Annotated in this window: 13 protein-coding genes; 10 read left to right on the top strand and 3 right to left on the bottom strand. The window is 69.7% G+C overall.

Features of this window, described 5'->3' with window-relative positions; translation table 11 throughout:
* Window positions 1–85 precede the first annotated feature (85 nt).
* The 9 genes from ACPPVW_RS14800 to ACPPVW_RS14760 all read left to right on the top strand — a co-directional run bounded on the left by ACPPVW_RS14800 (window position 86) and on the right by ACPPVW_RS14760 (window position 9,017).
* Window positions 86–997: an ATP-binding cassette domain-containing protein gene (locus tag ACPPVW_RS14800; protein ID WP_426623851.1), complete on the top strand. Its 912-nt coding sequence runs from the start codon at window positions 86–88 to the stop codon at window positions 995–997.
* The gene (locus tag ACPPVW_RS14795; RefSeq protein ID WP_426623850.1) at window positions 994–1,842 is read left to right on the top strand and encodes an ABC transporter permease; all 849 of its coding nucleotides are present in this window, start codon (window positions 994–996) and stop codon (window positions 1,840–1,842) included. Before ACPPVW_RS14800 ends, ACPPVW_RS14795 begins: the two co-directional genes overlap by 4 nt.
* Window positions 1,843–1,953: 111 nt before the next feature.
* Window positions 1,954–2,865, top strand: coding sequence for an ABC transporter ATP-binding protein (locus ACPPVW_RS14790; protein WP_426623849.1), 912 nt, complete (start codon window positions 1,954–1,956; stop codon window positions 2,863–2,865).
* Entirely contained in the window at window positions 2,862–3,698 is an 837-nt protein-coding gene (locus ACPPVW_RS14785; protein WP_426623848.1) for an ABC transporter permease subunit, read from the top strand. The genes ACPPVW_RS14790 and ACPPVW_RS14785 overlap by 4 nt, the downstream gene beginning before the upstream one ends.
* Window positions 3,695–5,032: a sensor histidine kinase gene (locus tag ACPPVW_RS14780; protein WP_426623847.1), complete on the top strand. Its 1,338-nt coding sequence runs from the start codon at window positions 3,695–3,697 to the stop codon at window positions 5,030–5,032. Before ACPPVW_RS14785 ends, ACPPVW_RS14780 begins: the two co-directional genes overlap by 4 nt.
* Window positions 5,029–5,718: a response regulator gene (locus ACPPVW_RS14775; RefSeq protein ID WP_426623846.1), complete on the top strand. Its 690-nt coding sequence runs from the start codon at window positions 5,029–5,031 to the stop codon at window positions 5,716–5,718. Before ACPPVW_RS14780 ends, ACPPVW_RS14775 begins: the two co-directional genes overlap by 4 nt.
* A gap of 52 nt (window positions 5,719–5,770) precedes the next feature.
* Entirely contained in the window at window positions 5,771–6,919 is a 1,149-nt protein-coding gene (locus ACPPVW_RS14770; protein WP_426623845.1) for a mechanosensitive ion channel family protein, read from the top strand.
* Window position 6,920: 1 nt separating this feature from the next.
* A complete protein-coding gene (locus tag ACPPVW_RS14765) occupies window positions 6,921–7,328 on the top strand; it encodes a globin (RefSeq protein WP_426623844.1) in 408 nt (135 codons plus the stop codon).
* A gap of 39 nt (window positions 7,329–7,367) precedes the next feature.
* Window positions 7,368–9,017 carry an FAD-binding dehydrogenase gene (locus ACPPVW_RS14760; RefSeq protein ID WP_426623843.1) on the top strand — a complete coding sequence of 550 codons (1,650 nt, stop codon included), beginning with the start codon at window positions 7,368–7,370 and terminating at the stop codon, window positions 9,015–9,017.
* Window positions 9,018–9,401: 384 nt separating this feature from the next.
* Here ACPPVW_RS14760 and ACPPVW_RS14755 read toward each other — a convergent pair whose 3' ends face one another.
* Window positions 9,402–10,160, bottom strand: a complete 759-nt coding sequence (locus tag ACPPVW_RS14755) for a hypothetical protein (RefSeq protein WP_426623842.1) — start codon at window positions 10,158–10,160, stop codon at window positions 9,402–9,404.
* Window positions 10,161–10,200: 40 nt separating this feature from the next.
* On the opposite strand from ACPPVW_RS14755, the gene ACPPVW_RS14750 reads away from it, so the two are divergent.
* Complete coding sequence (locus ACPPVW_RS14750; protein WP_426623841.1) at window positions 10,201–11,082, top strand: acyl-CoA thioesterase; 882 nt, start codon at window positions 10,201–10,203, stop codon at window positions 11,080–11,082.
* Between the two features lie 28 nt (window positions 11,083–11,110).
* Here the strand turns inward: ACPPVW_RS14750 and ACPPVW_RS14745 are convergent, their stop codons facing one another.
* Together ACPPVW_RS14745 and ACPPVW_RS14740 are read right to left on the bottom strand one after the other, a co-directional pair.
* Window positions 11,111–11,800, bottom strand: a complete 690-nt coding sequence (locus tag ACPPVW_RS14745; protein WP_426623840.1) for an anti-sigma factor family protein — start codon at window positions 11,798–11,800, stop codon at window positions 11,111–11,113.
* Window positions 11,797–12,309 carry a sigma-70 family RNA polymerase sigma factor gene (locus ACPPVW_RS14740; protein WP_426626315.1) on the bottom strand — a complete coding sequence of 171 codons (513 nt, stop codon included), beginning with the start codon at window positions 12,307–12,309 and terminating at the stop codon, window positions 11,797–11,799. The genes ACPPVW_RS14745 and ACPPVW_RS14740 overlap by 4 nt, the downstream gene beginning before the upstream one ends.
* Between the last annotated feature and the right edge of the window lie 74 nt (window positions 12,310–12,383).

The following is a 12,383-nucleotide window of genomic DNA, read 5'->3' as shown; positions in this document are numbered from 1 at the left end:
GTCGGACCACGGTGCTACAGCGACGCCCGATCCATGCGGCTCGGGGCCGACGACACCCGCCGGTCGTGTCCATAGGGTCGAAAGCATGATCCAACTCGACAACCTCACCAAGGCGTTCGGCAGCAAGACCGCTGTCGACGGAATCAGTGCGACGATACAGCCGGGTAAAGTCACCGGCTTCCTCGGCCCGAACGGCGCAGGCAAGTCCACGACCATGCGGATGATCATGGGGCTGGATCGGCCGACACGAGGCGCAGCCACGATCGACGGCAAGTCCTACACTCAGCTGCGCTCGCCCCTGACCGAGATCGGCGCTCTGCTGGACGCGAAGGCGGTGCATACCGGTCGTAGCGCGTACAACCATCTGCTGGCGATGGCCGCGACCCATGGCATCTCCAAGCGCCGTGTGCATGAGGTGATCGGCATGGCCGGGTTGGAGTCGGTGGCGAGCAAACGCGTCGGCGGGTTCTCCCTCGGAATGGGCCAGCGCCTGGGCATCGCCGCCGCGATGCTCGGCGACCCGGCCACGCTCATCCTCGACGAGCCGGTCAACGGTCTGGACCCCGAGGGCGTGCTCTGGGTGCGCCAGTTCGTCCGCCACCTCGCAAGCCAGGGCCGCACCGTCTTCCTGTCCTCGCACCTGATGAGCGAGATGGCCCAGACCGCCGACCACATCATCGTGCTCGGCCGCGGCCGCATCCTCGCCGACGCACCCGTCGATCAGATCCTCGCCGGCGCCACCCGCAACGCCGTCCGCGTCCGCACACCCGAGGTGGAACGATTCGCAAGCGCGATCGCCGGGGCCGACATCACGGTCACCAGCGTGGAGGCGCAGCTCGTGGAGGTGTCCGGGCTCTCGGCCGCGCAGATCGGCGACGCCGCAGCCGCCGCCGGCATCGCCCTCCACGAGCTGACGCCGCTCAGCGCCTCCCTCGAAGAGGCGTACCTCGAACTCACCCAGGACGAAGTCGAATACCACTCGGAGGTCGCCCGATGAGCACCGCAACCCCTACTCTGACCACCACGCCCACGGCTCGCGGCCGTTCGCCGCTCGGCCGGCTCACGTTTCCGGGCGTCCTGCGCTCGGAGTGGATCAAACTGCGCACACTGCGCTCCACGGCGTGGACCGCGTTCATCGTCCTGGTCCTGCTCGTGGGCCTTCCGTTCCTCGTTTCGGCCTTTGCTCGGGACGCCTCCGCCCTCGAAGGGGCTCCCGCCGACACCCTCCGACAGTTCGTCATCAATCAGGCTTCCTCCGGCATCACCTTCGCGTCGCTCGCGATCGCTGTGCTCGGTGTGCTCGCCATCAGCGGCGAGTTCTCCACCGGGATGATCCGGTCGTCGTTCGCGGCCGTTCCCAACCGCATCCGCCTGCTCACGGCAAAGGCGTGCGTGCTGTTCGTGTCCTCGTTCGTGCTTTCGGCGATCGGGTTCATGGCCGCCTGGGTGACCGTTGCAGTCGTCCTCGGTTCGAAAGGCTACGAGGTCGACCTCTTCAGCTCCTCGACGCTCCTGTCCGTCGCCGGTTCGGCCTCCTTCATCGGTCTGGTCTCGCTGTTCGCGCTCGGTCTGGGTACCGTGCTCAAGGCCAGCGCCGGCGGGATCGCGACCGCGCTGGGCGCCCTGTTCCTCCTGCCGGTGATCAGCTCGCTCCTGCAGCAGCTGCTTCCCGACCAGACCTGGATCGCCGACTGGTCGCGTCACCTGCTCAGCAACGTCGGGCCGGGAATGGCGGGCATCGCGAACCAGCTCGAACCGTGGCAGAACATCCTGACCGTGGTGATCTGGGCCGCCGTGCCGCTGGTCTCCGGTGCGATCCTGCTCAAGCGTCGGGACGCCTGAACCGCCACCGGCCGGAGCCTGCGACCGTGTCCTCGGTCGCAGGCTCCCGCTGGGTCGGCATAGTACCCGGGTTCGATGACGCGAACCTCGCAACGGCCCTAGTCTCATCTCATGATCCGACTCGACAACCTCACGAAGACGTTCGGCAGCAAGACAGCTGTCGACGGAATCAGTGCGACGATACAGCCGGGTAAAGTCACCGGCTTCCTCGGCCCGAACGGCGCAGGCAAGTCCACGACCATGCGGATGATCATGGGCCTCGACCGACCCACCCGGGGAACCGCGACCATCAACGGCAAGCGGTACGCCGAGTTGCGTTCGCCGCTCGGGGAGGTCGGCGCCCTGCTCGACGCCAAGGCGGTGCACACGGGCCGCACTGCCTACAACCATCTGCTGGCGATGGCCGCCACCCATGGCATCTCCAAGCGCCGTGTGCACGAGGTGATCGGCCTGACCGGATTGGAGTCGGTGGCGAGCAAACGCGTCGGCGGGTTCTCCCTCGGAATGGGCCAGCGCCTCGGCATCGCCGCCGCGATGCTCGGCGACCCGGCCACGCTCATCCTCGACGAGCCGGTCAACGGTCTGGACCCCGAGGGCGTGCTCTGGGTGCGCCAGTTCGTCCGCCACCTCGCAAGCCAGGGCCGCACCGTCTTCCTGTCCTCGCACCTGATGAGCGAGATGGCCCAGACCGCCGACCACATCATCGTGCTCGGCCGCGGCCGCATCCTCGCCGACGCACCCGTCGATCAGATCCTCGCCGGCGCCACCCGCAACGCCGTCCGCGTCCGCACACCCGAGGTGGAACGATTCGCAAGCGCGATCGCCGGGGCCGACATCACGGTCACCAGCGTGGAGGCGCAGCTCGTGGAGGTGTCCGGGCTCTCGGCCGCGCAGATCGGCGACGCCGCAGCCGCCGCCGGCATCGCCCTCCACGAGCTGACGCCGCTCAGCGCCTCCCTCGAAGAGGCGTACCTCGAACTCACCCAGGACGAAGTCGAATACCACTCGGAGGTCGCCCGATGAGCACCGCAACCGCCACGCTGCACCAGCACTCCGAGATCGGCCGGCTCACCTTCCCGCGCGTACTGCGATCGGAATGGATCAAGTTACGGTCCCTGCGTTCGACGTTCTGGACCCTCGTCAGCGTGCTGGTGCTCATCGCCGGCCTGTCCGCGCTGCTCTCCGCCGTGGTGCCGGAGGCCTCGACGCTCGGCGCCCGCGTCCCTCCGCAGCAGCTCGCCGAGTTCACGACGCGATCGGCGCTGGCCGGGCTCACCTTCGCTCCGCTCGTCGTCGCCGTGCTCGGGGTGCTCGCCATCAGCGGCGAGTACTCCACCGGGATGATCCGATCGTCGTTCGCGGCCGCCCCGCATCGGTTCCCGGTGTTCGCCGCGAAGGCGATCGTGCTCTTCTTCAGCTCATTCGTGGTCGGACTCATCAGCTTCGCCGCGTCGTGGTCCATCGCCGTTCCACTCCTCACGGCCAAGGGATACAAAGGCGAGCTCTTCACCGACTCCACGATGTGGTCCATCCTCGGCGCCGCTGCCTACCTGGGCCTCGTGGCCGTTTTCGCCCTGGGCGTCGGCGCGATCCTCAAAGCGAGCGCAGGCGGGATCGCCACGGCACTCGGCGTGCTCTTCCTGCTGCCGATCATCGCGGCGCTTCTGCAGCAGCTGCTTCCCCAGCAGACCTGGATCGGCGACTGGTCGCACTACCTGCTCAGCAGCGCGGGCAACGGGATGGCCGGACTGCCGAATGGAACCCTGGAGCCGTGGCAGAACGTCCTCACCGTGGTGATCTGGACCGCGGTCGTGTTCATCGGCGGCGCGATCCTCCTGCAGCGACGGGACGCGTGAGCTCGCAGGTGACCGCCCCCGACGCCGCCCCAGCCGACCTCGAACTCCCGAGGCCGCCCGGGGCGGTGCGGCGCTTCTTCGGCGCCCATCTGTTGCTCGTCGACTCGCTGGTCGCGGGGGTCTACCTCGTGCCGACGCTCGCCGACGGCATCTATGAGATGACCAAGGGGTCCAGCTGGGAGGTGGCGCTGCGGGTGATTCTCACGGCGATCGCCGGAGCGGCCCTGTTCGCGCGCCGCTGGTATCCCCGCGCGGTCTTCGCCATCGCCCTCATCGTGCTCGTGCTGAGCGTGTTCATCGGTCGGAACGTGGACTTCGTGCCGACCGTCTTCGCTCTGTACGCCCTGGCCGTGTACCGATCGGCACGCTCCGCGTGGATCGCGTACGCGATCACCGCGGTCGCGACCATCGGGGTGCTCGTCATCACCGAGCTCCTGGTCCCGGTCCACCGCTTCGCACCGCTGTCGACCGACGCCGTCCCCTCGGGCTTTGCCGCGCTCTCGTTCTGCACCGTGGCCGTGCTCGTCGGCACCAACGCCGGAAACCGGCGCCGGTATCTCGACGCTCTCATCGACCGCGCGCGGCAGCTGGCGCGTGAACGCGATCAGCAGGCCGAGATCGCCACCGCGGCCGAACGCAGCCGCGTCGCCCGCGAGATGCACGACATCGTCTCACACAGCCTGACGGTGATGATCACCCTCGCCGATGGGTCGGCCGGACTCGTCACCACCGCACCGCAACGCTCGGCCGAGACGATGCGGCTCGTGGCCGAGACCGGACGTAGCGCGCTGGGCGACATGCGCCGGCTGCTCGGCGTGCTCCGCGCCGGCGACGAGGAGGCCGCCGTCCACGCGCCGCAACCGGGCCTCGGCGAGCTCGGCGAGCTGGTCGAGCGGTTCAGAGCCGCCGGCCTCCCCGTGCGGATCACCGTCTCCGGAACCGCGCCGACCGACGTCGGCCAGCAGCTCACGGTGTTTCGGGTGGTGCAGGAGGCCCTCACCAACATCCTCCGGCACGGCGCACTCGCCACGGCCGCCACGGTGACGATCGAATTCGGCGACGATCGCATCCGCCTTGTCGTGGAGGACGACGCCACCGTGCACACCGGCTCGGTCCAGGGCTCGGGCAGCGGACTGCTCGGGCTTCGCGAGCGCGTCGCCCTCTACGGCGGCACACTGGAAGCCGGGCCGCGTCGCGGTGGCGGCTGGCGGGTCGTGACGGACTTCCCGGCCGTGCGGCCGGTCGGGGCTCCGTCGCCTGCCGCCTCCTCGTCCGCGCCACCCGTGTCAGCACCAGCACGAGAACCAGAACCCGACCCCAGGAGTCCCGAATGACCGACCCCGGCCCCGTTCCCGACCGGCCACTGCGCATCCTCGTCGTCGACGACCAGGCCCTCGTACGCCTCGGCTTCCGGATGGTGCTGGAGGCCGAGCCCGATCTCCAGGTGGTCGGCGAGGCCGCCGACGGTGCGGAGGCGATCCGGCTCGCGGTCGAGACCCGACCCGATGTGATCCTCATGGACGTGCGCATGCCCACGGTTGACGGGATCGAGGCGACCAGGCGCATCGTCACAGCCAACCCGGCCGCCCGCATCATCATCCTCACGACCTTCGACCTCGACGAGTATGCGTTCGGCGGGCTGCGTGCGGGGGCGAGCGGCTTCCTGCTCAAAGACGCGCGTCCCTCCGAGTTGACGGCCGCGATCCGCTCCGTCGCGAGCGGCGACGCCGCCGTCAGCGGCCGGGTCACCCGCGCCATGCTCGAGCTCTTCGCCGACCGGCTCCCGGCTTCCGATGCCACGCTGCCCGGCGCCGACCCGGCCGCCGCCCTGACGCCACGTGAGCGCGAGATCCTGCTCGCTATGGCCGACGGGCTTACGAACGGCGAGATCGGGGCCAAGCTGTTCCTCACCGAGTCCACGGTGAAGACCCACGTCGGCCGCGTGCTCTCGAAGCTCCAGCTGCGCGACCGCGTGCACGCCGTGATCTTCGCCTACGACAACGGACTCGTCGAGCGGTGAGGACGGCGGGTCCAGGGGATGCCAAGGCCCCACTCGGTAGGATTCCGAGCGTATGGGAATTCTGAAAGCGAACTTCTGGACCGAGGTCGGCGTGTGGCTGACTTCGGCGGGTTGGAACCTCCTCCACGCGGCCCTGATCGTCGCCGGCGCCGTCGTGCTCAGCTGGATCCTGCGTGTGGTGATCCGGCGCACGGTCAGGCAGATCGTCAGCGGTGTCAAGAAGGGGCAGAGCGTCACCGACACGCAGGCGCTCGTCGCCTCGCCGCTCGCCGCCGTCCGGGTCGTGCAGCGCACCCGCACGCTCGGCTCCGTGCTCAGCAACATCGTCAACGTGACCATCGGCATCATCACGATCATCCTGGTCATTGAGGTCTTCGCGCCCGATGCGCTCACATCGTTCGCCCTCCTCACCGCAGCCATCGGCGCCGGCCTCGGTTTCGGCGCGCAGAACATCGTCAAAGACGTGCTGAACGGCCTCTTCATGGTCCTGGAGGACCAGCTCGGCGTCGGCGACGTCGTCGACCTCGGCTCGGCGACCGGCGTCGTGGAGGCCGTGGGCATCCGAATCACCCAGGTGCGCGACGTCAACGGAACCCTCTGGTTCGTGCGCAACGGCGAGATCGTGCGAGTCGGCAACATGTCGCAGGGCTGGTCGCGCGTGATCGTCGACCTCGCCGTGCCGTACGACGCCGACATCGAGGCCGTGCAGTCCGCGATGATGGAGGCTGCGACCGCCCTCGCGACCAGCCCCGAGTGGCGTTCGCGCATCCTCGACAAGCCCGAGCTGTGGGGGCTGGAATCGGTCTCGGCCGATGCGCTGGTCATCCGGATCGTTCTCAAGACGCGCACCACCGCGAAGGACGACGTCTCGCGCGAGCTGCGCCTCCGCCTCAAGCAGGCCACAGACCGGCTGGGCATCACGCTGCCGTCGCTGTCGGCGGTGGTGCTCAGCGGCTTCGACAGCGCGGGCAGCGTCAACGGCGCCAAGCCGCCCCGCACGCGGCCCACCCCGGTCGTGCCCGCGAAGCCGTCGAACGGCCGCAGGGCGCGCGCCGCGGCCAAGCGCGCCCCGGGAGCGGCGTCCGACCCAGGCGCGATCCGCATCCGACCCGCGATCGAGACGGCGCCCGACGCCGAGGCACCCGCCAAGCCACCGGCTCCCCGGGCGCCGCGCACTCCAAAGCAGCCTCCGACGGAGTGAGATGACGACCATCCCCGTGGGGCCGCCGACCGGCCCGTCCTTCTTCGAGCAGATCGGCGGACACGACACGTTCGTCCGCCTGGTCGACGCCTTCTACCGCGGTGTCGCCGACGACCCCGTGCTGCGGCCGATGTACCCCGAGGAGGACCTCGGCCCGGCCCGTGAGCGCCTGACGTTGTTCCTCGAGCAGTACTGGGGCGGGCCCACCACCTATAGCGAGCAGCGTGGACACCCGCGGCTGCGGATGCGGCACAACCCCTTCACCGTGAACCCCGATGCGCGCGACCGGTGGCTCGCGCACATGCGGGTCGCCGTCGACGAGCTCGGTCTGCCTCCGCTGCAGGAGGAGACGCTCTGGAGCTATCTGGAACGCGCCGCGTTCGCTATGGTCAACACGTTCGACGAATAACCCAGCGCTCCTCCACCGCCGTGCCGAAGGAGACACGCCATGAGCCCAGAACCCGACTGCATCATCGTGGGTGCCGGCCTTGCCGGACTCGTCGCAGCGAGCGAGCTGCTCGACGCCGGCAAGACCGTGACGATCGTCGATCAGGAACCCGCGGCCTCCCTCGGCGGGCAGGCGTTCTGGTCGTTCGGCGGTCTGTTCCTGATCGACTCGCCCGAGCAGCGCCGGCTGGGCGTGCACGACTCGCTGGCGCTCGCCCGCCAGGACTGGTTCGGGAGCGCGGCGTTCGACCGTGAGGAGGACCACTGGCCGAAGCGCTGGGCGGAGGCTTACCTCCTGTTCGCCGCCGGCGAGAAGCGGGCGTGGCTGCACGAGAAAGGCGTCCGGTTCTTCCCGGTCGTCGGCTGGGCCGAACGCGGCGACGGCACGTCGGGAGGCCACGGCAACTCGGTGCCGCGCTTCCACATCACCTGGGGCACCGGGCCCGGCGTGCTGGCGCCCTTTGTCCGTCGGGTGCAGGCCGCCGCGGCCACCGGGGAGGCACGACTGCTGCACCGCCATCGTGTCGACGAGCTCATCGTCGAGGACGGGTCGGTCACGGGTGTGCGGGGCGAGATCCTGAAGGCCGACTCCGCCGGACGCGGAGCGCCGAGCAATCGCGAGCGGATCGCGGACTTCGAACTGCGTGCACCCGCGGTGGTGGTCGCCAGCGGCGGGATCGGCGGCAACCACGACATGGTGCGCGCCGCCTGGCCTGAGCGGCTCGGCACCCCCCCGGACTTCATGCTCTCGGGCGTGCCCGCCCACGTTGACGGCCGCATGCTCGGCATCGCCGAGACGGCGGGCGCCCACCTCATCAACGGCGACCGGATGTGGCACTACACCGAGGGCATCCAGAACTGGGACCCGATCTGGGAGCGCCATGGCATCCGCATCCTCCCGGGGCCGTCGTCACTGTGGCTCGACGCCCACGGCGACCGGCTGCCCGCACCGCTCTTCCCGGGGTTCGACACGCTCGGCACCCTTGAGCATCTACGCCGCACTGGCTCGGACCACAGCTGGTTCATCCTCACGCAGAAGATCATCGAAAAGGAGTTCGCGCTCTCCGGCAGCGAGCAGAACCCCGACCTGACCGGGAAAGACCTCGGCCTGCTCGCCAAGCGGATCGTGCCGGGCGCGCCAGTTCCTGTGGAGGCGTTCAAGCAGAAGGGCGCCGACTTCGTGGTGGCCGACACGCTCGACGAGCTGCTGGCCGGGATGCAACGGCTGTCGGGGGTTCCGCTGGACCTCGAGCTCGTGACGCGCCACGTGCGCGAGCACGACCGCGAACTCGACAACGACTTCGGCAAGGACCTGCAGCTCGCTGCGGTCCGGGTCGCCCGCTCATACCGGGGCGACAAGCTCATCCGGGTCGCGTCACCGCACAAGCTCACCGACCCGAAGGCGGGCCCGATGATCGCGGTGAAGCTCCACATCCTCACCCGTAAGAGCCTCGGCGGCATCGAGACGGACCTCGATGGCCGGGTGCTGTCGGCCGACGGCGCCCCGGTGCCCGGACTATACGCCGCCGGCGAGGCCAGCGGCTTCGGCGGGGGCGGCATGCACGGGTACCGGGCGCTGGAGGGCACCTTCCTCGGCGGCTGCCTGTTCTCGGGCAGGCAGGCCGGCCGCACAATTGCGCGCGCGGCCTGAGCCGCGACATTCCCGGCGAATGTCGCCTCCGACACGCGGGGGCGCAACATTCCCCGCAAATGTCGCCTCCGACACGCGGAGACGCAACATTCCCCGCAAATGTCGCCTCCGACACGCGGAGACGCAACATTCCCCGCAAATGTCGCCTCCGACACGCGGAGAGACGCAAGAATTCCCCGCAAATGCCGCCTTCGACGCGTGGAAACGCAACATTCCCCGCGAATGTCGCCTCCGCCGGGGGAAGGCGACATTCAGCGCGAATGTCCTCCGACACGCGGAGACGCAAGAATCCCGGCGAATGTCGCCTCCGACACGCGGAGACGCAACATTCCCCGGGAATCTGGCCTCCGACACGCGGGACGCGACATTTCGACGCGAAAGTGACTAGCCGCGCAGGCTCCAGGCCTGGCGACGGATGAGCGTGTGGCCGCGACGCGTCGTCAGCCGGGTCCACGGGCCGGTCTCCAGGATCGCGACCTGCTCGCCCACGGCGAGGAAGCCGAGGCTCTCGGCGGCGAAGGCGGCGCCAGCCGGGACGTACTCGAGCCCGTCGATGGGACGGCCCCACACCTCCGCGCGCACGCGCTGGACCAGCTGCTCCCCCGTGCCCGTCGGCACGGCCTCCGCGACCTCGGCGATGCCGGCGGCCGCCGTCGACTGCAGCAGCTCGTACGTCGTCTCGCCGACCTGGCGCCAGCCGCCGCGGGGTGGTGAAATGCCCGCCCAGGTGACGGATGGCGCCTCCATCGGCAGCCGGACCTCCAGCGGAGCGCTCTCGACCGCACCGTTGACGGCGCCGCTCTCGTCGCCGTCGCGGCCCTCCTCTTCGACCGAGCCCTGCTCTGAGGCCGCAGCCGCGCTCTCGGCCGCCTCGCGCACGCGCGCCAGCCGGTCGAGCAGCGAGCGGATCGGCACCACCACGTCGAACGCGACGTCGGGCGCGGTCAGGAAGGTGCGCAGCCCGAGCACCGTCGGCGTCTGATCGAGCAGCCCCCTCGGATAGAGGATGGCGGTGTACACGGCCAGCACACCCGATCCGGCGATCAGGCGCACCGACCCCTCCTCGACGCGGGCGGCCCGAGACAGGTAGGTCTGCAGATCGGCGGCGGCGAGGGTGTCCTGGAGAGAAAACGACTGGCTCATCTGCACTCTAAGCTACTAGAGACATCGGACGGAGACACTGTTGACAGAGCCCTTGGAATCGCTGCTGGCAGCGCTCGACCTCACCGACACAGGTGCCCGTACGAGCGAGGACATCTTCACCGGTCCTTCCCAGTGGATGCCGCTGGGCCGCGTGTTCGGCGGTCAGGTGCTCGCGCAGTCGATCGTTGCGGCGACACGCACGGTCGCCGACGACCGCAGCATCCACTCGATGCACGGCTACTTCCTGCGGCCAGGAGACGTCAACTTCCCGATCACGTTCTCGGTCGACCGCATCCACGACGGCCGATCGTTCTCCACCCGGCGCACCCAGGCCTACCAGAACGGCCTGCCCATCCTGTCGATGATCGCGTCGTACCAGGCGGAGGACGGCGGGGTCGAGCACCAGGTCGCGATGCCCGAGGGCCTTCCCGACCCGGAGTCGCTGCCGAACTCGGCCGCGACGCTCGAAGACGTCGAGCACCCGGTCGCCCAGTACTGGGCGAGCCAGCGGCCGTTCGACATGCGGCACGTGCCGTCGCCGATCTACCTCTCGGTCGAAGGCCCGCAGGTCGCGCACCAGGCGGTCTGGTTCCGTGCGATCGGCACCCTCCCCGACGACCCCGCCCTCCACCGCGCTGCGCTCGCCTACGCGAGCGACTACACGATCATGGAGTCGGTGATGCGCCGGCACGGGGTGGCCTGGGCCACCCCGGGGCTCAAGGCCGCCAGCCTCGACCACGCGATGTGGTGGCACCGGCCGGCACGCGTCGACGAGTGGCTGCTCTACGCGCAGGAGTCGCCGAGCGCCGGCGGAGGCCGCGGGCTGTCGCTCGGCCGGATCTTCAGCCGCGACGGGCGTCTGGTCGCGAGCGTGGCGCAGGAGGCGACCATCCGCGTACCCGGCGAGGCGCTGCGCGACTGAAACCGTCGCATCGGTCTCAGCGGCGGTTCTAGCCGAACGTGCTGCGCAGAAGGACCGTCCCGTTCGCCGCCGCACGAATGTCGATCGCCGCGATGTCGGAGAGCGGGACGCTCGTCGTCGCCGTCGGGACGACCGTGCTCCCCTCTGCCGCGGTCCACGTCGAGATCTGGGACTGATGCCCGGAGCGGTCGGTGACCACCATCGCGTACGTCCAGGTGCGGCCCTCGTCGCCGCCGACCTTCGCGTAGGTGCAGCGCGAGTCGATCCGGGTGCCCCACGGCTCGGAGGTGAGCCGGAGGTCCGCGGACAGCGCGCTCGGCTCGACCTGCTCCATGGCGACGCTCGGGCCAGGCGACGACGTCGGAAGCACCGCGGGGAGCGTGATCGCCAGCACGCCGACCAGCACTGCGGCCGCGAGGGCGGCCAGGCCGCCGACCAGCCAGCGCGACCTCCGCCGACGCCGACGTGCCTGCTTCAACAGGGAGGGCAGCACCTCGGCGCCCAGCCCGGCGTCGCGCGGCGCCTCCTCGTCGAGGAGGGCGAACGCCTGCTCCCGCGGCACACGACCGAGGAGCCCGGGCACGCCGGCGAGCTCGGCGACTGCGGCCGAGCAGCGAACGCACTCGTGCAGGTGCTCCTCGAACAGCTTGCGCTCGCTGGGCGAGAGGGAGCCGAGCACATACGCGGCGTCCCAGGTGGAGAACTCGTCGTGGTTCATCGTTCCGTCACCCCCCGCTCCTGAAGCGACAGCCGCATGGCACGCAGACCGTAGTGCAGCCGCGACTTGACCGTGCCTTCCGGGATCTCGAGTTCGCGCGAGATCTCCGCGATGGACCGGCCACCGTAGTAGGCGTGGACGATCACCGCGCGGTGCTCGTCGGAGAGCTCAGCCAACGCGTCGGAGACCAGCCACGCGTCGAGGACCGCGTCGGCGCCGTCGTCCGCGGAGGGCCGCTCCGGGAGCGTGTCGGTGCCGAACTCATGCTGGCTGTGTGCGCTGCGCTTTTCGTCGATGACGATGTTGCGCGCAACGGTGAACAGCCAGGCGCGCGCGGACTGCTGGGACTGGTCCAGCACCGCGGGTCTGCGCCAAGCGCGCAGCAGGGTCTCCTGCACGACATCGTCGGCCATCGCTCGATCGCCGGTGAGGTGGACGACATAGCGCCACACTGCCTGCGCGTGCTGGTCGTGCAGTTCCCGCAGCAGGCGTGCGTCCTCATCCGGCATGGTCACCTCCCGACATTAAGCACGGAGCAGGCGATGGAAAAGTTCAGAACTCCATGAGTGAGCCGAAGCGTCCA

This window comes from Leifsonia sp. McL0607 (genome assembly GCF_049993355.1).
GTDB lineage: Bacteria > Actinomycetota > Actinomycetes > Actinomycetales > Microbacteriaceae > Leifsonia.
The sequence above is the reverse complement of the archived record's forward strand: the minus strand, read 5'-3'. Positions and strand labels throughout refer to the sequence as shown.

Coding starts and splice junctions, on each gene's coding strand:
- ACPPVW_RS14800 (WP_426623851.1), top strand. CDS start 86: ATGATCCAACTCGACAACCTCACCAAGGCGTTCGGCAGCAAGACCGCT.
- ACPPVW_RS14795 (WP_426623850.1), top strand. CDS start 994: ATGAGCACCGCAACCCCTACTCTGACCACCACGCCCACGGCTCGCGGC.
- ACPPVW_RS14790 (WP_426623849.1), top strand. CDS start 1,954: ATGATCCGACTCGACAACCTCACGAAGACGTTCGGCAGCAAGACAGCT.
- ACPPVW_RS14785 (WP_426623848.1), top strand. CDS start 2,862: ATGAGCACCGCAACCGCCACGCTGCACCAGCACTCCGAGATCGGCCGG.
- ACPPVW_RS14775 (WP_426623846.1), top strand. CDS start 5,029: ATGACCGACCCCGGCCCCGTTCCCGACCGGCCACTGCGCATCCTCGTC.
- ACPPVW_RS14770 (WP_426623845.1), top strand. CDS start 5,771: ATGGGAATTCTGAAAGCGAACTTCTGGACCGAGGTCGGCGTGTGGCTG.
- ACPPVW_RS14765 (WP_426623844.1), top strand. CDS start 6,921: ATGACGACCATCCCCGTGGGGCCGCCGACCGGCCCGTCCTTCTTCGAG.
- ACPPVW_RS14760 (WP_426623843.1), top strand. CDS start 7,368: ATGAGCCCAGAACCCGACTGCATCATCGTGGGTGCCGGCCTTGCCGGA.
- ACPPVW_RS14755 (WP_426623842.1), bottom strand. CDS start 10,160: ATGAGCCAGTCGTTTTCTCTCCAGGACACCCTCGCCGCCGCCGATCTG.
- ACPPVW_RS14745 (WP_426623840.1), bottom strand. CDS start 11,800: ATGAACCACGACGAGTTCTCCACCTGGGACGCCGCGTATGTGCTCGGC.
- ACPPVW_RS14740 (WP_426626315.1), bottom strand. CDS start 12,309: ATGCCGGATGAGGACGCACGCCTGCTGCGGGAACTGCACGACCAGCAC.